Below are 19,236 nucleotides of genomic sequence, written 5' to 3'. Positions count from 1 at the left end.
GTCAGATCCCGGTGAATTCGGAGGTGATGAGCGGGTGGTTGGCGTCGCGATCGGACAGGTCCGTGAACGGCAGCGGCCAATCGATCGCGAGCCGAGGATCGCGAACGTTCAATGCGGCCTCCGCGGCCGCGGCGTAGGGCCGGGAGTGCAGGTAGATCAGCTCGCAGTCGTCGCTCAGGGTCTGGAAACCATGTGCGAAGCCCTGCGGTACCAGCAGGCTGCGCGCGTTGCCGGCCGACAGGATCTCGGCGTGCCACTGCAGGAAGGTCGGCGAGCCGCGGCGCAGGTCGACCGCGACGTCGAAGATCTCGCCACGCAGGCAACTGATGAACTTGTCCTCGGCGTGTGGCGGGTGCTGGAAGTGCAGGCCACGTACCGCGCCCTTGCGAGCCGTGAACGTGTGGTTGATCTGCGCGATCGGCATCCTGAAGCCTGCCTCGGCCAGCTCGTCGGCACAGAAGAAGCGGCTGAAGAAGCCGCGCGCATCTTGCGCGCGCTGCCGCTCGACGAGCACCAGGCCCGCCAGCGGCGTGTGGGTCAACGTGAATCTCGCCATGCGCAGGTCTCAGGACGGCGTGCGCGCCTGGTGCTCGGCGATCTGTTCGAGGCTGAAGCCTCGCATGTCGCGGCCGGCCGTCCACGCGAGATGCCAGTCCACCGTCCGGCGCAGCGCTTCGGGCAGGGTCCAGCGCGGGGCCCATTGCAGTCGCGCGCGCGCCTTGCTGCTGTCGAGCTTCAGGAAGCCTGCTTCGTGCAACTGCTCGCCGCCCGGCTGGTGCCATTGCGTGCCGGGCATCTGCGCGGTCAGGTGGTCGAGCAGCCAGCGCACGGGCTTCGCATCCTCCTCGCCCGGGCCGAAATTCCACGGCTCGGCAAACGCCTGGCCGTGCGTGACCAAGTGCTCTGCCAATGCGAGGTAGCCCGACAACGGCTCGAGCACATGCTGCCAGGGCCGCGTCGCGTCGGGAAAGCGCACCTCGAGCGCGCGGCCGGCCTGGGCGGAACGGAAGAAGTCCGGGATCAGCCGATCGCCGGCCCAGTCGCCGCCGCCGATCACGTTGCCGGCGCGCGCGCTACCGAGCGCCACCCCGGCAGTAGCGAGGAAGGAGGCGCGGTAGGCGGAGGTGACGAGTTCGGCGCAACCCTTGCTGTTGGAATAGGGGTCGTGGCCGCCCATCGGTTCCGACTCACGGTAGCCCCAGACCCACTCCTTGTTTTCGTAGCACTTGTCGGTCGTCACGTTGACCACCGCTTTCACGGTCTTGCAGGAGCGCACGGCCTCCAGCAGGTGGACGGTGCCCATCACGTTGACCGCATAGGTCTCGACCGGCTCGCGGTACGACGCGCGCACGAGCGGTTGGGCGGCCAGGTGCAGCACGATGTCCGGCTCGGCATTGCGCAGCGCCTTCGCGAGCGTGTCGGCGTCGCGGATGTCGCCAATGGTGTGGCTGGCCAAACCGTCGGCTACACGTGCCACGCTGAAGAAATCGGGATCGGTCGGCGGCTGCAATGCATAGCCATGCACCCGGGCGCCCAGGCTGGTCAGCCACAGGGCCAGCCAACCGCCCTTGAAACCCGTGTGCCCGGTCAAGAAGACCGACCGGTCGCGCCAGAACGAGGGACTCACTTCCACACCTTCCATGGGGCCTTGCCTGCGGCCCAGAGCTGCTCAAGGTGGGTCTTGTCGCGCAGCGTGTCCATCGGCTGCCAGAAACCGCTGTGCTCGAAGGCCTTCAGTTGGCCGCTTTCGGCAAGGCGTGTGAGCGGCTCGGCCTCCCAGACGGTTTCATCACCGGCGATGTGTTCGATGCACGAAGGGGACAGCACGAAGAAGCCACCGTTGATCCAGCCGCCGTCGCCGCGCGGCTTCTCGATGAAGCCTCGGACGGTTGATCCTTCAATCGAGAGCGCACCGTATCGGCCTGCCGGCTGGACCGCCGTGACCGTCGCCTGCTTGCCGTGCGTGCGATGGAAGGCCACCAGTTTGCCGATATCGATGTCGGCCACACCGTCGCCATAGGTGAAGCAGAAAGCCTCTTCGCCGCGCACATGCTCAGCGACGCGGCCCAGTCGGCCACCAGTCATCGTCTCGTCGCCGGTGTCGACCAGCGTCACGCGCCACGGCTCGGCCTTGCGCTGGTGCACGTGCATCGCATTCTTTTCCATGTCGAACGTGACATCGGACATGTGAAGGAAGTAGTTGGCGAAGTACTCCTTGATGACGTAGCCCTTGTAGCCGCAGCAGATGACGAAGTCATTGATGCCGTGCGCCGAGTAGATCTTCATGATGTGCCACAGGATCGGCTTGCCGCCGACCTCCACCATGGGCTTGGGCTTCAGGTGCGTTTCTTCCGAAATGCGCGTTCCGAGTCCGCCGGCGAGGATGACTGCCTTCAAGGATGTGCTCCTGTGCTTTTGCGAGATTGAGGTTGGGTCCCCGCGGCGTCCGCCTGCGCGGTGAGTTCGTCGCGCAACAGCTTGATCTGCATGCGCAGCGCTTCGTACTCGGCTTCCTTGTGAGCCAGGAACGAGCGTGTCAGCTGCAATCGGCTGTTCACGCCGCTGGGTGTGAGGACATACAGATAACCGAGCTTGTGGTCGCTGCGTTGGAAGTTCTTGGCCTTCACCCACCCTTTTTTCAACAGGGCCTTGAGCAGGTAGTGGGTCTTTCCCACGCTCACGCCCATCGCCGCTGCCAACTGGCGCTGCGAGAACTCCGGATGGCTTTCGAGCAGGCGCAACAGCTCCATGTGCCCTTGCTGCGTGCCGGCATCGAGATCGGAGGGGGGAGGGGGTGCGTTCATGGGTTGAACGCAGATTCTATATGCCTGATCGCAGGGCTTTTGCGACCCCCGAATTTCTCCGGAAAAGAGCTGCACGCAGTCCGGAGGATAATCCGTGGATGATCTCTTCCCCAGCTGACGTGTCCATCACCGACCTCGAATCCACCGCTGCCGACCCTGCAGCCGTACCGGCCGTGATGGAATTCTCGGCCCTGGGTCTGGCGCCCGTGCTTGAAAAAGCCATTGCCGAGTCGGGCTACACGCAGATGACCCCCATCCAGGCCAAGGCGATCCCGATCGTCCTGGCCGGCCGCGACGTGATGGGCGCCGCCCAGACCGGCACCGGCAAGACGGCCGCCTTCTCGCTGCCGCTGCTGCACAAGATGCTGCGCCACGAGAACGCCAGCATGTCGCCGGCACGGCATCCGGTGCGTGCGCTGGTTCTCGCGCCCACCCGCGAGCTGGCCGACCAGGTCGCGAAAAACATCAAGACGTATTCCAAGCACACCAAGCTGCGCGCGGCCGTCGTCTTCGGCGGCATCGACATGAAGCCGCAGACGCTCGAGCTGAAGGCCGGCGTCGAGGTGCTGATCGCCACGCCGGGGCGCCTGCTCGACCACATCGAGGCGAAGAACGCGGTGCTGAACCAGGTCGAGTACGTCGTGCTCGACGAGGCCGACCGCATGCTCGACATCGGCTTCCTGCCCGACCTGCAGCGCATCCTGAGCTACCTGCCGAAACAGCGCCAGACGCTGCTGTTCTCGGCGACCTTCTCGACCGAGATCAAGAAGCTGGCCGAGAGCTACCTGCAGGATCCGATCCTCGTCGAGGTGGCCCGCCCGAACGCGACGGCGACGAACGTGGAGCAGCGCTTCTACAGCGTGTCGTCCGACGACAAGCGCGCCGCCATCCGCAAGATCCTGACCGAACGCGCGCTGAAGCAGGCGATCGTGTTCGTCAACTCCAAGCTCGGCTGCGCCCGCCTCGCGCGCTCGCTCGAACGCGAAGGCCTGAAGACCAACGCGCTGCATGGCGACAAGTCCCAGGACGAGCGCCTGAAGGCCCTCGAGGCCTTCAAGCGTGGCGAGGTCGATGTGCTGGTCTGCACCGACGTGGCTGCCCGCGGCCTCGACATCGCCGACCTGCCGGCCGTGTTCAATTTCGACGTGCCGTTCAACGCCGAAGACTATGTGCACCGCATCGGCCGCACGGGTCGCGCCGGCGCGTCCGGCCTGGCCGTGACGCTGGTCACCCGCGATGACGCCCGGCTGGTCTCCGACATCGAGAAGTTGATCAAGAAGAAGATCGAGATCGAACCCATCGAGCTGGACGATGCGCGCCCGCGTGTGGCCGACCGCGCCGAGCGGCCGCGCCGCAGCTGGGACGATGCGCCGGCTGAATCGCGCGAAGCCAGCGAACCGCGCGAATCTCGCGAGCCGCGCGAAGCCCGCCCGCAGCGAAGCTACGCGCCGCCGCGCCCGCCGGCCGATCCGTTCTTCGACAAGCCCTACGAGCCCACCGCCACCGGTGAGGCGGCCTGGGAGAGCAAGACTGCGGCCGCGCCGACGACCTCCGGTGGCCGGTTGTCGCCGAACATCAAGCCGAAGAAGAAGGTCGCGGCGCTGTTCGGCGCCAAGGTCACGACGCCGCAGGGCTGAGGGCCGGTCAACCGGCCAGCAGCGAGAACACGGCCGGCACGTCGTTCGGCAACTCGGCCGGCTGGCTGCGCCAGCGGGCCACCGTGTCGCTGCGCGTCCAGGCGCCGGCCAGCGTCAACCCGCAGCTGACCGACAGGCGGGTGTCCGGGTTCAGCGTGGCGAGCAGGGCCGCCAGCAACGACGCATTCCGGTACGGCGTCTCGATCATCAGCTGGGTCTGCCGGAACTTGCGCGACAACGATTCCAGCTCGCGCAAGCGGCTTGCGCGTTGAGTGGCATCCACCGGCACGTAGCCGACGAACGCGAAGCTCTGCCCATTCAGCCCGCTCGCGCCCAGCGCCATCAGCAGCGAACTCGGGCCGGACAGCGGCACGACGCGGATAGCCAGCGCATGCGCGGCGCGCACCAGGTCGGACCCCGGATCGGCAATGGCCGGCAGCCCGGCCTCCGAGATCAACCCGATGTCGTGTCCGTCGATCGCCGGCGCGAGCAGCGACTTCAGGTCGGGCGGCGGGCCGGCGTCGCGGCCCTTCGGCGGCCTCGGCAGTTCGACGATCGAGATCTCCTGCAGCGGCCGCGCGAGCGGCTGGATCGCATCCACCCGCTTCAGGAAGGCACGTGTCGTCTTCGCGTTCTCGGCGACCCAGTGGGTCAGGGCCGCAGCCGTGCGCAACACACCGGCGGGCAGCACTTCGCGCAGGTCGCTGTCGGCCGACACGCCGAAATCCAGCGTGTTGGGCACCAGGAAAAGCTGACCGGGCGTCGCCATCGATCAGGCGGCCAGCGGGTCGATGCCGGCCTGGCGAAGCAACTCGCCGGTACGGATCAGCGGCAGGCCGATCAGGGCCGTCGGATCGTCGGATTCGATCGCGGTCAGCAGCGTGATGCCCAGCCCTTCGGACTTGGCGCTGCCGGCGCAGTCGTAGGGTTGCTCGGCGCGCAGGTAGTGCTCGATCTCGTCATCCGACAGCGCGCGGAAGCGCACCCGCACCGGCACCAGCGCCGAGGCCTCGAAGCCGGTCTGCCGATGCACCACGGCGACGGCGGTCTGGAACACGATCGACTTGCCGCGCATCGACCGCAGCTGCGCGACCGCGCGCTCGTGGTTGCCGGGCTTGCCGACCGGCGTGCCGTCGAGGTCGGCCACCTGGTCGGAGCCGATCACGACCGCGTTCGGCGCCTGGGCCGCGACGGCGTGGGCCTTCGCGAGGGCCAGCCGCAGCGCCAGCGCGGCCGGGGCTTCACCGTCCCGCGGCGTTTCGTCGACGTCGGGCGCGCGCACCTCGAACGGCAGCCGCAGGCGCTCGAGGAGTTCTCGCCGGTAGCGCGAGGTCGAGCCGAGGATCAGCGAGGGGCGTGGGGTCATGCCGCGGATTCTCCCATCGCGCGCGCCCGTACACTGGGCGGATGAAGTCCCGAGTCACCGATCCCCGCCACCTGGAAGTCGAGGCATTCGCCCAGGAATCCGTCCGGCTCGAAGGCCGCTGGCCGCAAGTCGAGCTGCTGCGCCTGAAGCAGAGCACCTTGCCCGAAAGCCGAGCCGATGTCGCCTGGGTGGCCCAGGGCGAGAGCCGTGAAGCGCGCGGCGGCGCCGCCGAGAACTGGCTGCATCTGACAGCCGAGACCACAGTGACCTTGCAGTGCCAACGCTGCCTGTCGGCGATGACGGCGCCACTGGCCATCGAGAGTTCTTTCCAGTTCGTGGCCGGCGAGGACGCCGCCGCGGCGCTCGACGCCGACAGCGAGCACGACGTGCTGGCGCTGACCCGCGAACTGGACCTGCTCACGCTGGTGGAAGACGAGTTGCTGCTGGCGCTGCCAATCGTGCCGCGCCACGAGCACTGCCCGCAGCCGCTGGCGGTGCCGGTCTCCGAGGAGGAGGTCGCGGCCGAGAAGGAGGCCCACCCGTTCGCGGCGCTCGCTGCCTTGAAGCGCGGCCAGCTGCCCAATTGATCCGGGGCTGGGCCCCCATGCTAGAATCGCAGGCTTTTTCGTCAAAGCGTTGATTGCGTCCCCGGAAGATCTCTGGAGACCTCAGCGCCCCCCGCCTGGCTCCTGAATGTGTATGTCGGGATGTGCGTGTCGGGACGTGTACCGAGCCACTGGCTCAAGGAGAATTTTCATGGCCGTTCAGCAAAACAAGAAGTCGCCCTCGAAGCGCGGCATGCACCGTGCGCACAATGCCCTGGCCACGCCGGGCACCGCGATCGAGCCGACCACGGGCGAATCGCACCTGCGTCACCACATCAGCCCCACCGGTTTCTACCGTGGGCGCAAGGTTCTGAAGACCAAGGCTGACGCCTGAGTCGGTTGTCGCGCACTTCCGCCGTCCGTGCCCTGTCGCGGCCAAGGCATGATGCGTGAACCCTGCGAGACCTTGCCCCGACCCGGCCTGCGGCCCGCCGCAGTGCCGGGTGTTTGTCTTTCTGGCGGTGGCTGCTTCGGCGGCTGCTGCCTGAGTTCGCTGCCGCTCCTGTGTCCATGAACCCGATGTCGCCGCCCGCCGCGACCGATGTCATTCGCCTGTCCGTCGACTGCATGGGCGGCGACCACGGTCCCTCCGTCACGCTGCCCGCCTGCCGCGCCTTTCTGGCCGCCCACCCGCTGGCCGAGGTGGTGATGGTCGGTCGTGCCGAGGCGCTCGCGCCGGCCGCCGGCTGGGAGCGCTGCCATCTGGTGGCAGCCACCGAGGTCGTCGAGATGGACGACGCGGTCGAGGTGGCGCTGCGTCGCAAGAAGGATTCGTCGCTGCGCGTGGCGCTGATGCAGCTGAAGCCGAGTGCTGATGGCCAGGCGCCGCGCGCGCATGCCTGTGTGTCCGCCGGCAACACCGGTGCGCTGATGGCGGTCGCGCGCTACCTGCTGAAGACGCTCGAGGGCATCGACCGCCCCGCCATCGCCGCGGTGATGCCCAACCAGAAAGACGGCTACACGACCGTGCTCGATCTCGGTGCCAATGTGGACTGCAGCGCGGAACACCTGCTGCAGTTCGCGGTGATGGGCAGCGCGCTGGTCGCGGCGGTCGACGGCAAGGAGAACCCGAGCGTCGGCCTGCTGAACATCGGCGAGGAAGTCATCAAGGGCAACGAGACGATCAAGCGCGCCGGCGAGTTGCTGCGCGCCGCGGCCGAAGGCGGCCACGTCAACTTCCACGGCAATGTCGAAGGCAACGACATCTTCAAGGGCACGACCGACATCGTCGTCTGCGACGGCTTTGTCGGCAATGTCGCGCTGAAGACCGCCGAAGGCCTCGCGTCGATGCTGTCCAGCTTCATCAAGCAGGAATTCACGCGCAACATCTTCACGAAGATGGCCGCGCTGGTGGCGCTGCCGGTGCTGAACCACTTCAAGCACCGTGTCGACCACCGCCGCTACAGCGGCGGCGCGCTGCTCGGCCTGCGCGGCCTGGTGTTCAAGGCGCACGGATCGTCCGATGCCTATGCGTTCGAGCAGGCCTTGAATCGGGCTTATGATGCGGCCCGCAATCACTTGCTGGATCGGGTGCACGACCGGATTCGCGATTCGCTGCATGCCTTGCCCACCCCTGCAAGTGCAAGCGGTGCAACGCCCGACGGTGCCGCCCTCGCTGCATGACCCAACCCTCTGCGACCCGCTATTCGCGCATCACCGGCACCGGCAGTTACCTGCCGCCGAAGCGCCTGACCAACGAAGCCCTGGCCGTCGAACTGGCCGCCAAGGGTGTCGAGACTTCCGATGAGTGGATCGTCGCGCGCACCGGCATCCGCGCGCGCCACTTTGCCGAGCCCGACGTGCCGTGCAGCGACCTGGCCCTGCCGGCCGCGCAGCGTGCCCTCGAAGCGGCCGGTGTCGCCGCGTCGCAGATCGACCTGATCATCGTCGCCACCTCGACGCCCGACATGGTGTTCCCGTCGACCGCCACCATCGTGCAGCGCAAGCTCGGCGTCGCCGGCTGCGCGGCCTTCGATGTGCAGGCGGTGTGCTCCGGCTTCGTCTATGCGCTGACGGTGGCCGATTCGATGATCCGCACCGGTGCGGCCAGCAAGGCGCTGGTGATCGGTGCCGAGATCTTCTCGCGCCTGCTCGATTTCAACGACCGCACCACCTGCGTGCTGTTCGGCGATGGCGCCGGCGCCGTGGTGCTGGAGGCGAGCGACACGCCCGGCATCCTCGCGAGCGAGCTGCATGCGGATGGCCGCCATGTCGACATCCTCTGCACGCCGGGTTCGGTGTCCGGCGGCAACGTCACCGGCGATCCGCTGCTGAAGATGGACGGCCCGGCGGTCTTCAAGCTGGCGGTCGGCGTGCTCGAAGACGTGGCGCGCTCGGTGCTTGCGAAGGCCGGCCGCACCGAGGCCGACATCGACTGGCTGATTCCGCACCAGGCCAACATCCGCATCATGCAGGGCACGGCCAAGAAACTGAAGCTGCCGCTGGACAAGCTGATCGCGACGGTGGACGAACACGGCAACACGTCCGCCGCCTCGATCCCGCTGGCACTCGACGTCGCGGTGCGCGCCGGCACGGTGAAGCGCGGCGACACCGTGATGCTCGAAGGCGTCGGCGGCGGGTTCACCTGGGGCGCGGTGCTGTTCGACTACTGAGCACGCGCCCAGCAGCCCGTCCGCGATCTCTCCCTCTTCTCTGCGTTGCCGCGACTACAAGGCGCTGACATGACTCCGTTCGCATTCGTCTTTCCCGGCCAGGGTTCACAAGCCGTCGGCATGCTCGACGCCTGGGGCGACCACGCGGCCGTGCGCGACACGCTGGCCGAGGCGTCGACCGCCCTCGGCATCGATGTGGGCCAGCTGATCCACACCGGCCCGAAGGACGCGCTCGACCTGACCGAGAACACCCAGCCGGTGATGCTGACCGCGGGCGTCGCCTGCCTGCGCGCCTGGCTCGCCGAGACCGGGCTGCAGCCGGCGGTGGTGGCCGGTCACTCGCTGGGCGAGTACGCGGCGCTGGTCGCGGCCGGCGTCATCAGCCTGTCCGATGCGCTGCCGCTGGTGCGCTTTCGCGCGCAGGCCATGCAGCAGGCGGTGCCGGTCGGTGCCGGCGGCATGGCAGCGATCCTCGGGCTCGATGCCGATGTCGTGCGCGCCGGTTGTGCCGAAGCCGCGGTGGCCTCCGGCGAGATCGTCGAGGCGGCCAACTTCAACGACCCGAAGCAGACCGTGATCGCCGGCACCAAGGCCGGTGTCGAATTCGCGTGCAGCCTGCTGAAGGACAAGGGCGCCAAGCGGGCGCTGCAGTTGTCGGTGTCGGCGCCTTTCCATTCGAGCCTGATGCGCCCGGCGGCCGAGCAGTTGAAGGCGCGCCTGGCCGGCGTGACGCTGAACGCACCGCGCATCCCGCTCGTCAACAACATCGATGTCGCGGTGCAGGACGATCCCGACGCCATCCGCGACGCGCTGGTGCGCCAGGCCTTCGGGCCGGTGCGCTGGGTCGAGGTGGTGCAGGCGATTCGCACGCGCGGCATCCGCCACATCTTCGAGTGCGGGCCGGGCAAGGTCCTGGCCAGCACGATCCGCCGCATCGACGCCGATGCGGTCACGGCCGCGATCCACGATCCGGCCACGCTGCTGGAAGCGAAAGGCCTGTTGGCATGAGTGAATCCCACAATGGTTCGACGCTGGCGGGGCAGGTCGCCCTGGTGACCGGCGCTTCGCGTGGCATCGGTCGCGCCATCGCGCTGTCGCTGGCAACCCAAGGTGCCAAGGTGATCGGCACCGCGACGACCCAGGCCGGCGCCGACGCGATCGGCGCGGCGCTGGCCGCCTTCCCCGGCAGCCGCGGCCTGTGCCTGAACGTCAACGACGGCCCCGGCATCGAGACGGCGATCGACGCGATCGTCAAGGAGCACGGCGGCCTGCAGATCCTCGTCAACAACGCCGGCATCACGCGCGACACCTTGTCGATGCGCATGAAGGACGACGACTGGGATGCGGTGATCGACACCAACCTGAAGGCGGTGTTCCGCGTCAGCCGCGCGGTCATCCGCCCGATGATGAAGCAGCGCTTCGGCCGCATCATCAACATCACGTCGGTCGTCGGCGCGAGCGGCAATGCTGGCCAGGCCAACTACGCGGCCTCGAAGGCCGGCGTCGCCGGCATGACGCGCGCGCTGGCGCGCGAACTCGGCAGCCGCGGCATCACCGTCAACTGCGTCGCGCCGGGCTTCATCCAGACCGACATGACGAGCGAGCTCTCCGAACAGCAGACCACCGCGCTGATGGCACAGATTCCGCTTGGCCGACTCGGCCAGGCGAGCGACATTGCGCATGCGGTGACCTTCCTGGCGTCGGCCCAGGCCAGCTACATCACCGGCACGGAGTTGCATGTCAATGGCGGCATGTTCATGAATTGACGCCAACGACGCCGAACTGCGTCGAACGCGTTTCCCCACACACCGGAAGGGCCCGACCGGAACCTGGATTTCAGCGTGTTGGCCTGACTTAGAGCCGACACCCTGCAAGCCTTAGAATCTCGGGCTGTTTCAGCAAACCCTCCTGGAGGAGTCATGAGCGATATCGAAGCACGTGTGAAGAAAATCATCGCCGAACAACTGGGCGTTCCGGAAGCCGATGTGTCCAACGAGAAGGCTTTCGTGGCAGACCTGGGCGCTGATTCGCTCGACACCGTGGAACTGGTGATGGCCCTCGAAGACGAGTTCGGCATCGAGATCCCCGACGAAGAAGCCGAGAAGATCACCACCGTGCAGCTGGCGATCGACTACGCCGTCAAGCACCAGAAGGCCTGAGCCTTCATTCCCAACTGAGCAGCATCGCATGAGCCGTCGCCGCGTCGTCGTCACCGGGCTCGGCCTCATCAGTCCCGTGGGTAACACGGTGGCCGAGGGGTGGGCCAACATCGTGGCCGGGCGTTCCGGCATCGCGACCATCACCAAGTTCGATGCGTCGCCGTTCGCCTGCCATTTCGCAGGCGAAGTGAAGGGCTTCAAGGTGGAGGATTACTTCCCCGCCAAGGAGGCCCGGCACATGGACACCTTCATCCATTACGGCCTGGCTGCATCGATGCAGGCGGTGAAGGATTCGGGCCTGCCCACCGGCGATGCGCTGAGCGAAGATGAAGCCGAGCGCATCGGCTGCCTGGTCGGCTCGGGCATCGGCGGCTTGCCGATGATCGAGGAAACCCATGCCGAGCTGGTCGAACGCGGTCCGCGCCGCGTGTCGCCGTTCTTCGTGCCGGCGTCGATCATCAACATGATCTCGGGCCACGTGTCGATCAAGTTCGGCTTCCAGGGGCCGAACCTCGCGATCGTCACCGCCTGCACCACCGGTCTGCACTGCATCGGCGAAGCCGGTCGCATGATCGAGTACGGTGATGCCGACGTGATGGTCGCCGGCGGCGCCGAATCGACGGTGTCGCCGCTGGGCATCGGCGGGTTCGCTGCGGCGCGCGCGCTGTCGACGCGCAACGACGATCCGGCCACGGCCTCGCGTCCCTGGGACAAGGACCGCGACGGCTTCGTGCTCGGCGAAGGCGCGGGCGTCGTGGTGCTCGAGGAATACGAGCATGCGAAGAAGCGCGGCGCGAAGATCTATGCCGAGCTGGTCGGCTTCGGGATGGGCGCGGATGCGTTCCACATGACGGCGCCGAACGTCGATGGGCCCAAGCGCTCGATGAAGGCGGCGCTGCGCAATGCCGGCCTCAACCCCGACCAGATCCAGTACCTGAACGCGCACGGCACGTCCACGCCGCTCGGCGACGTGAACGAGAGCAACGCGATCAAGCTGGCCTACGGCGACCATGCGAAGAAGATGGTCGTCAGCTCGACGAAGTCGATGACCGGCCACCTGCTGGGCGGCGCCGGCGGCATCGAGTCGGTGTTCACGACGCTCGCGTTGCACCACCAGGTGGTGCCGCCGACGATCAACATCTTCAACCAGGATCCCGAGTGCGACCTGGACTACTGCGCCAACACGGCGCGCGACCTGAAGATGGAGTACGCGGTGAAGAACAACTTCGGATTCGGCGGCACGAACGGCACCTTGGTCTTCAAGCGCGTCTGACCGGCCCGATCCGCGCCCGGCATGCACGCGCCAGCCGAGTTCCAGCTCACCGTCTCCCGCTTCGGCGCCTGGCGCGGCGGCCTCGCCGTGTCGGGGATGGTCGTCTGGGGCAGTGCGCTCGCGTGGTGGATGACCACCGAGCGGCCGTTGCTGACGGTGGCGGCCGGCTTTCTGCTGCTGACCTGCATGGCCGCCACGGCGTCGCTGCTTTCCCTTGCACGGCTGCCGGGCTTCGTGCTGCGCTGGGATGGCGGCCAGTGGCACCTGACCCATGCCGGCGGGGAACCCTCGCCCGGGTCTTTGCAGGTCGCCATCGACGGTGGCCGCTGGCTGCTGCTGCATTTCGTGCCGGATCATGTGGCGCACCATCCGTCGGCTGCATGCTGGTTGCCGGTGCAACGGTCGGGACTCGAGCACGACTGGCACCACCTGCGCAGCACCTTGTTCACGGCGCGGTCCGCGGCGATGCCTGAGACCTTCGGCCAGGACGGCCGGCCATGAGCATGACCACCCCGGACGCAGACGCGCCGCTGATCGAACGCATCAAGCGCGGCGACGTGAAGGCGTTCGAGATGCTGGTCGTCAAGTACCAGCGCCGCATCGAACGGCTGATCGGCCGCATGGTGCGGGACACCGACCTGGTGCAGGACATCGCCCAGGAGACCTTCATCCGGGCCTACCGGGCGATTCCGCAGTTCCGCGGCGAGAGCGCGTTCTACACCTGGCTGTACCGGATTGCGGTCAATGCCGCCAAGAAGGCGCTGGTCGAGATGAAGCGCGACCCGATCGTGACGGAATCCGCACGCGCCTCGCGGGACGACGACGACGAAACTTCCCGCGTCGAAAATGAACTAACAGACGGCGAAACGCCCGAAGCCTTGCTGGCATCGAAAGAAATCGCGGCCACAGTGAACGCTTCGATCGATGCGCTGTCTGAAGATCTTCGCCAGGCGATCACGCTGCGCGAAATCGAGGGCTTGAGCTACGAAGAGATCGCCGAAGTGATGAATTGCCCGATCGGCACCGTCAGATCGCGCATTTTCCGTGCGCGCGAGGCGATTGCGCTGAAACTGCGTCCCTTGCTGGACACCCGGGAAGGCGATCGCTGGTGATGCGGTCGAGCCACTTGCTGAACATGAATGCTGGAGCTGGAAATGTCACAGTCGTCTGAAGGCAGTGCGTCGATGGAGGGTTTGTCGGCCCTGGTCGACGGGGAACTCGGATCCGAAGCCGGCGCACGCGTGTGCGCGCAATGGCGAGAGGATCCGCAGGCCCGCGCCAACTGGCACGCCTATGCGTTGATCGGCGACGTGATGCGTTCCGATGACTTGGCGTCGCCGGTCGATCGTGATTGCGCCTTCCTCGCCCGCCTGCGCGCGCGCCTGGCCGATGAGCCGGTGGTGCTGGCCCCGGCCGAGTTGCCGGCACCTGTCGAACTGCCGCTGGCCCCGGCCGCCGTCGCGGCCATGGGCGGTGCGCGCCGCGCCTGGCGCACGCCGGTGGCAGTCGCCGCCGGGTTCGTGGTCGTTGCCGGCGCGTTGGTGGCCACGTCGGTGCCCGGGTCGTTGCCGTTCGGCGGCAGCCCGGCGACCGTTGCGCAGACCGGCAGTGCCACCGCCGTGGCAACGGCCCCCTCGCCGCTGCGTGCCGTCAGCGTCGCGCAAGACACCGAACCGGTGCGGCTGAACGGCCAGCTGATCCGCGATGCGCGCCTCGACGAGTACCTGTCGGTGCACAAGAAGTTCGGCGGCAGTTCCGCCCCGGGTGTGCCGTCGGGCTTCCTGCGCAATGCCGCAGCCGAAGCCCCCGCCCGCTGACCCGGACCCACCCACCCATGCTGCTGCGCCTTTCCGCGTTGATGGTGAGTTGTGCGTTCGTCGCCTTTGCCCCGGCCAGCCGGGCGCAAGGCGCGCTGGTCAGCGGCGATCCGTTGATCGAGGCGCGCGAGACCCAGGCCTGGCTCACCCGCATCACCGACGCAGCGAACAAGCGCAACTTCCAGGGCACGGTGGTCGTCAGCGCGGGCGGTACGTTGGCGAGTTCGCGCATCGCGCATTTCTGCGACGGTCGCAACCAGTACGAGCGCATCGACTCGCTCGAAGGCCAGATGCGCAACGTGCTGCGGCAGAACGACATCGTCCACACGGTGTGGCCGCAAAGCCGCGTCGCGATGGTCGAGCAGCGCGATTCGATGAGTTCGTTCCCCGCGCTGCTGCAGGCCGGTGCCCAGCACGTGACCGACTTCTACGAGCTCAAGCCGATGGGTGTCGAGCGGGTGGCCGGCCACGAGGCCAACGTGCTGCAGCTGCGTGCCAAGGATGCCCACCGCTTCGGCTACCGCCTGTGGGCCGAGAAGAGCACCGGCCTGCTGCTGCGCACCGAAGTGATGGGCGAGCATGCCGAGGTGCTGGAGTCGTCGGCGTTTTCCGACGTCAGCATCAACGTCAAGCCGCAGGCGGAACTGATCACGCAGCCGCTGCGCAAGCTCGACGGCTACCGCATCGTGCGGCCGCCCGTCACGCCGGCCACGCTCGAATCCGAGGGGTGGTCGCTGAAGCACGACATCCCCGGCTTCACGCAGGTCAGTTGCGTCAAGCGGCCGTTCGACGGTGCGCTGCGGATCCGCGGCTCCACCGAACCGGTGCTGCAGGCGGTCTATTCCGACGGCCTGACCTTCGTGTCGGTCTTCATCGAGCCCTACAACGCCGAGCGCCACCAGCGTCCGATGTCGACCGTGATCGGTGCGACGCAGACGATGATGCGGCGCCAGGGCGACTGGTGGGTGACCGTGATGGGCGACGTGCCGACGGCGACGCTGCGTGCGTTCGCGGCGGGACTGGAGCGCAAGAAGTAGCCTGCCGGCGTGCGGCTGCACGCGGCGGCCCGTGTAGGTGTCTCGAGGGAGTGCTCGGCATGCAAGCTGTGATCGATCCAGGCCGGTGTGCACCGGAGAATACGCTGCGCGCTCGCCGCGCGATACGGGGCTGCATGGCCGCGTTCGGGCTGGGCGTGGTCTTCTGGCTGGCACCGTCCGCCGATGCGCAGACCCTGGCACCGAACCCTGCATCAAGCCCGGCGCAAGCATCCGCGCAGGCACAACCCCCGGCGCCGACGCAGCTGCTGCCCGACTTTGCCGACCTGGTCGAGCGCGCCAGCCCGGCCGTCGTCAACATCCGCACCACCGAGCGCGCGACCGACTCGCCGCGCGGGCCGTTCCGCCGCCGTGCGCCGACCGCGCCGCAGCAACCCGGCGAAGAGGTGCCGCGCGGCGAGGGCTCCGGCTTCATCCTCAGCGCCGACGGCTATGTGATGACCAACGCCCACGTGGTCGAGGGCGCGACCGAGGTTTATGTCACGCTGACCGACAAGCGCGAGTTCAAGGCGAAGATCATCGGGGCCGACGAGCGCACCGATGTCGCGCTGGTGAAGATCGATGCCACCGGGCTGCCGTCGCTGAAGATCGGCGATGCGGGGCGGCTGCGCGTCGGCGAATGGGTGCTCGCGATCGGCTCGCCGTTCGGGCTCGAGAGCACGGTGACGGCCGGCATCGTCAGTGCCAAGCAGCGCGAGACCGGCTCCGACGTGCCGTTCATCCAGACCGATGTCGCGGTGAACCCGGGCAACTCCGGCGGGCCGCTGCTGAACATCCGTGGCGAGGCGGTCGGCATCAACTCGCAGATCCTCAGCCCGGTCGGCAGCTTCGTCGGCATCTCGTTCGCGATCCCGATCGACGAGGCGATGCGAGTGGCCGACCAGTTGAAGGCCACCGGTCGCGTCGTGCGCGGCTACCTCGGCATCCAGCCGATCGACGTGCCGCGCGAACTGGCCGAGGAATACGGGCTCGCGAAGGGCAAGGCCAAGGGTGCGTTCGTGCGCCAGGTCGTCAGCGGCACGCCGGCCGACAAGGCGGGCATCCAGCCGGGCGACGTCGTGATCAGCGTGAACGGCAAGCCGGTCGATGGTGCCGTCGACCTGCGGCGCACGCTGGGCGCGCTGAAGCCGGGCACCGCGATCACGCTGCAATGCAACCGGCGCGGCAAGCTGCTCGATTTCAAGGCGAGCCTCGCCGAGTTGAACCCGCAGGTCGCTGCTGCGGCGGCGGAGCGGCCGGAGGCGCCGGTCGAGCCGCGCGCAGCGGGTGCTGCGAAGGTGTGGGGCTTGAGCGTCGCGAACCTCACCGATGCGGAGCGTCAGTCGCTGCGCGGTGCGAACGGTGTGCGCGTGAGCGCGGTGACTGGCGGCGCCGAAGCGGCCGGTCTGCGCGCCGGCGATGTGATCGTGGCGGTCGGCACGTCCGACGTCACCGACGTGAAGCAGTTCGAGGCGGTGGTGGCCAAGCTCGACAAGAACAAGTCGCTGCCGGTCACGGTGCTGCGGGGCGACTGGGCGCAGTTCCTGCGGATCCCGGTGATCAAGTAAGAGGTCCGATATCCGAGTGCCGGTCCGGGGATTGCCACGCTTCTTCCGCCATGTGGAATCTGCAGCAGAAACTTCCGGCTCGACAATTTTGATCGAATTGGTGAAAAGTGAGTGTGCGCACGCATTCGCCTGTTGCAGAGCTCGAATTCAGCGTGCTTTTGACTACAATTCGGGGGTCGCGCATCGGCTTTATTGCCAATCCGGTCAACGAGTAGGGGCGTCTGAAACTATCCCCAAGCTACCCACAAGGCTTTGTGGATAAGTTGTGGAAAGATTTTGCTGTTGGTGACCCGCAACGACAAGAAATCAAGCAATGGCGCGGTTTCCGGCGGGGTGCTTTTGGCTACAATGAAGGCCCAACAAGCAGTTGCCATACGTTTTGTTGGAAGGCGCGTCAGTTCTTCGACGTGCCTTTTTTTTGTTCACGGCCCGGGTCTTCGACCCATCATGTCGAGTGCGCGTTGTCACGCGACAGCGCACACGGCATGAGCCATCAACGCAGCGGCGCAGCCGCTGCAGCGTCGAACAGCGACGCAGCGGAATCGTTCAATGGATCACATCCGAAATTTTTCCATCATTGCCCACATCGACCACGGCAAGTCGACGCTGGCCGACCGGCTCATCCAGCGTTGCGGCGGCCTGAGCGATCGCGAGATGGAAGCGCAGGTGCTCGACTCGATGGACATCGAGCGCGAGCGCGGCATCACGATCAAGGCGCAGACCGCCGCGCTCACCTACCAGGCGCGCAACGGCCAGACCTACCAGCTGAACCTGATCGACACGCCGGGGCACGTCGACTTCTCGTATGAAGTGAGCCGCTCGCTGTCGGCCTGCGAAGGTGCGCTGCTGGTGGTGGACGCGAGCCAGGGCGTCGAGGCGCAGACGGTCGCCAACTGCTACACCGCGATCGAACTCGGCGTGCACGTGATCCCGGTGCTGAACAAGATGGACCTGCCGCAGGCCGATCCGCAGCGCGCGAAGGACGAGATCGAGGACGTGATCGGCATCGATGCGACCGACGCGATCCCGTGCAGCGCGAAGACCGGCGAAGGCATCGACGACATCCTCGAGGCGGTGATCACCCGCATGCCGCCGCCCCAGGGCAACCCCGACGCGCCGCTGCGCGCGATGATCATCGACTCGTGGTTCGACAACTACGTCGGCGTGGTGATGCTGGTGCGCGTGGTTGACGGCGAGCTGAAGAAGGGCGAGCGCTTCAAGATGATGGCCACCGAGGCCGCCTACGCCGCCGAGCAGATGGGGGTGTTCACGCCCAAGGCGCTGTCGCGCGATGCGCTGCGCGCCGGCGAGGTTGGGTTCGTGATCGCCGGCATCAAGGAGCTGCAGGCCGCCAAGGTCGGCGACACCATCACGCTCGAGAAGAAGCTGCCGAACAACGCGGGCCCGGCCAGCCAGGCCTTGCCGGGCTTCAAGGAAATCCAGCCGCAGGTCTTCGCCGGCCTGTACCCGACCGAAGCCAGCGAATACGACCAGCTGCGCGATGCGCTCGAGAAGCTCAAGCTGAACGATTCGTCGCTGCGCTACGAGCCCGAGGTCAGCCAGGCGCTCGGTTTCGGTTTCCGCTGCGGCTTCCTCGGGCTGCTGCACATGGAAATCGTCCAGGAGCGGCTCGAGCGCGAGTTCGACCAGGACCTCATCACCACCGCGCCGAGCGTGGTCTACCAGGTCGAGCTCGGCGACCAGACCGTGATCCAGGTCGAGAACCCGTCGAAGATGCCCGACCTCGGCCGCATCAACGAGATCCGCGAGCCGATCGTGACCGTGCATCTCTACATGCCGCAGGACTACGTCGGCCCGGTGATGACGCTGGCCAACCTGAAGCGCGGCAACCAGATCAACATGGCCTACCACGGTCGCCAGGTCATGCTGACCTACGAGATGCCGTTGGCCGAGATCGTGCTGGATTTCTTCGACAAGCTGAAGTCGGTGTCGCGCGGCTATGCGTCGATGGACTACGAGTTCAAGGAGTACCGCGCGGCCGACGTCGTCAAGGTCGACATCCTGCTCAACGGCGACAAGGTCGATGCGCTGTCGATCATCGTGCACCGCACCCAGAGCGCGTACCGCAGCCGCGCGGTGGTGGCCAAGATGCGCGAGCTGATCTCGCGCCAGATGTACGACGTGGCGATCCAGGCCGCCATCGGGGCCAACATCATTGCGCGTGAGACAATCAAGGCGCTGCGCAAGAACGTTCTCGCCAAGTGTTACGGCGGCGACATCTCGCGCAAGCGCAAGCTTCTCGAAAAACAAAAGGCCGGCAAGAAACGCATGAAGCAGATCGGCTCCGTCGAGGTGCCCCAGGAAGCGTTTCTCGCCATCCTCCAAGTGGACGATTGATGG

At 67.1% G+C, this 19,236-nt stretch carries 21 protein-coding genes; 15 read left to right on the top strand and 6 right to left on the bottom strand.

Annotated elements, in window-relative coordinates:
- Position 1: 1 nt before the first annotated feature.
- The 4 genes from rfbC to ACXJLU_RS11400 are packed head-to-tail and all read right to left on the bottom strand — an operon-like array spanning position 2 to position 2,804.
- Positions 2 to 556, bottom strand: a complete 555-nt coding sequence (rfbC, locus tag ACXJLU_RS11415) for a dTDP-4-dehydrorhamnose 3,5-epimerase (protein WP_457330899.1) — start codon at positions 554 to 556, stop codon at positions 2 to 4.
- 9 nt (positions 557 to 565) lie between these two features.
- Positions 566 to 1,642 carry a CDP-glucose 4,6-dehydratase gene (rfbG, locus tag ACXJLU_RS11410; RefSeq protein ID WP_457330897.1) on the bottom strand — a complete coding sequence of 359 codons (1,077 nt, stop codon included), beginning with the start codon at positions 1,640 to 1,642 and terminating at the stop codon, positions 566 to 568.
- A complete protein-coding gene (gene rfbF, locus ACXJLU_RS11405) occupies positions 1,624 to 2,397 on the bottom strand; it encodes a glucose-1-phosphate cytidylyltransferase (RefSeq protein WP_457330895.1) in 774 nt (257 codons plus the stop codon). Before rfbF ends, rfbG begins: the two co-directional genes overlap by 19 nt.
- A complete protein-coding gene (locus tag ACXJLU_RS11400; protein ID WP_457330893.1) occupies positions 2,394 to 2,804 on the bottom strand; it encodes a MarR family EPS-associated transcriptional regulator in 411 nt (136 codons plus the stop codon). The genes rfbF and ACXJLU_RS11400 overlap by 4 nt, the downstream gene beginning before the upstream one ends.
- Before the next feature lie 176 nt (positions 2,805 to 2,980).
- Between ACXJLU_RS11400 and ACXJLU_RS11395 the strand changes: the two genes are divergently transcribed.
- Positions 2,981 to 4,441, top strand: a complete 1,461-nt coding sequence (locus ACXJLU_RS11395) for a DEAD/DEAH box helicase (protein ID WP_457330948.1) — start codon at positions 2,981 to 2,983, stop codon at positions 4,439 to 4,441.
- Between the two features lie 7 nt (positions 4,442 to 4,448).
- Here ACXJLU_RS11395 and ACXJLU_RS11390 read toward each other — a convergent pair whose 3' ends face one another.
- Both ACXJLU_RS11390 and ACXJLU_RS11385 read right to left on the bottom strand, forming a co-directional pair.
- Positions 4,449 to 5,210: an SAM-dependent methyltransferase gene (locus ACXJLU_RS11390; RefSeq protein ID WP_457330891.1), complete on the bottom strand. Its 762-nt coding sequence runs from the start codon at positions 5,208 to 5,210 to the stop codon at positions 4,449 to 4,451.
- 3 nt (positions 5,211 to 5,213) lie between these two features.
- Entirely contained in the window at positions 5,214 to 5,807 is a 594-nt protein-coding gene (locus ACXJLU_RS11385; RefSeq protein WP_457330889.1) for a Maf family nucleotide pyrophosphatase, read from the bottom strand.
- A gap of 41 nt (positions 5,808 to 5,848) precedes the next feature.
- Between ACXJLU_RS11385 and ACXJLU_RS11380 the strand changes: the two genes are divergently transcribed.
- The 14 genes from ACXJLU_RS11380 to lepA all read left to right on the top strand — a co-directional run bounded on the left by ACXJLU_RS11380 (position 5,849) and on the right by lepA (position 19,233).
- Positions 5,849 to 6,394, top strand: a complete 546-nt coding sequence (locus tag ACXJLU_RS11380) for a YceD family protein (RefSeq protein ID WP_457330887.1) — start codon at positions 5,849 to 5,851, stop codon at positions 6,392 to 6,394.
- Positions 6,395 to 6,563: 169 nt separating this feature from the next.
- Positions 6,564 to 6,746 (top strand): 50S ribosomal protein L32, encoded by a 183-nt coding sequence (gene rpmF / locus ACXJLU_RS11375; protein ID WP_073462187.1) that lies wholly within the window; start codon positions 6,564 to 6,566, stop codon positions 6,744 to 6,746.
- A 185-nt stretch (positions 6,747 to 6,931) separates the two neighbouring features.
- Entirely contained in the window at positions 6,932 to 8,035 is a 1,104-nt protein-coding gene (gene plsX / locus ACXJLU_RS11370; RefSeq protein ID WP_457330884.1) for a phosphate acyltransferase PlsX, read from the top strand.
- Entirely contained in the window at positions 8,032 to 9,024 is a 993-nt protein-coding gene (locus ACXJLU_RS11365) for a beta-ketoacyl-ACP synthase III (protein WP_457330882.1), read from the top strand. Before plsX ends, ACXJLU_RS11365 begins: the two co-directional genes overlap by 4 nt.
- A gap of 69 nt (positions 9,025 to 9,093) precedes the next feature.
- Positions 9,094 to 10,032 carry an ACP S-malonyltransferase gene (gene fabD, locus ACXJLU_RS11360; RefSeq protein ID WP_457330880.1) on the top strand — a complete coding sequence of 313 codons (939 nt, stop codon included), beginning with the start codon at positions 9,094 to 9,096 and terminating at the stop codon, positions 10,030 to 10,032.
- Entirely contained in the window at positions 10,029 to 10,790 is a 762-nt protein-coding gene (gene fabG, locus ACXJLU_RS11355) for a 3-oxoacyl-ACP reductase FabG (protein WP_457330878.1), read from the top strand. Before fabD ends, fabG begins: the two co-directional genes overlap by 4 nt.
- A 153-nt stretch (positions 10,791 to 10,943) precedes the next feature.
- Entirely contained in the window at positions 10,944 to 11,183 is a 240-nt protein-coding gene (acpP, locus tag ACXJLU_RS11350; RefSeq protein ID WP_009552529.1) for an acyl carrier protein, read from the top strand.
- Between the two features lie 28 nt (positions 11,184 to 11,211).
- Positions 11,212 to 12,456, top strand: a complete 1,245-nt coding sequence (gene fabF / locus ACXJLU_RS11345) for a beta-ketoacyl-ACP synthase II (protein WP_457330876.1) — start codon at positions 11,212 to 11,214, stop codon at positions 12,454 to 12,456.
- A gap of 21 nt (positions 12,457 to 12,477) precedes the next feature.
- On the top strand, positions 12,478 to 12,957 hold the full coding sequence (locus tag ACXJLU_RS11340) for a hypothetical protein (RefSeq protein WP_457330874.1): 480 nt from the start codon (positions 12,478 to 12,480) through the stop codon (positions 12,955 to 12,957).
- 2 nt (positions 12,958 to 12,959) lie between these two features.
- Positions 12,960 to 13,568: an RNA polymerase sigma factor RpoE gene (gene rpoE, locus ACXJLU_RS11335; RefSeq protein WP_083613781.1), complete on the top strand. Its 609-nt coding sequence runs from the start codon at positions 12,960 to 12,962 to the stop codon at positions 13,566 to 13,568.
- A 42-nt stretch (positions 13,569 to 13,610) separates the two neighbouring features.
- Positions 13,611 to 14,273, top strand: coding sequence for a sigma-E factor negative regulatory protein (locus ACXJLU_RS11330; protein ID WP_457330872.1), 663 nt, complete (start codon positions 13,611 to 13,613; stop codon positions 14,271 to 14,273).
- A 17-nt stretch (positions 14,274 to 14,290) separates the two neighbouring features.
- Complete coding sequence (locus ACXJLU_RS11325) at positions 14,291 to 15,310, top strand: MucB/RseB C-terminal domain-containing protein (protein ID WP_457330870.1); 1,020 nt, start codon at positions 14,291 to 14,293, stop codon at positions 15,308 to 15,310.
- Between the two features lie 134 nt (positions 15,311 to 15,444).
- On the top strand, positions 15,445 to 16,875 hold the full coding sequence (locus ACXJLU_RS11320; RefSeq protein ID WP_457330946.1) for a Do family serine endopeptidase: 1,431 nt from the start codon (positions 15,445 to 15,447) through the stop codon (positions 16,873 to 16,875).
- A 549-nt stretch (positions 16,876 to 17,424) separates the two neighbouring features.
- Positions 17,425 to 19,233, top strand: a complete 1,809-nt coding sequence (gene lepA, locus ACXJLU_RS11315) for a translation elongation factor 4 (protein ID WP_073462195.1) — start codon at positions 17,425 to 17,427, stop codon at positions 19,231 to 19,233.
- Positions 19,234 to 19,236: the final 3 nt, after the last annotated feature.

It is taken from the genome of Rhizobacter sp. P5_C2, from assembly GCF_054049715.1.
The sequence above is the reverse complement of the archived record's forward strand: the minus strand, read 5'-3'. Positions and strand labels throughout refer to the sequence as shown.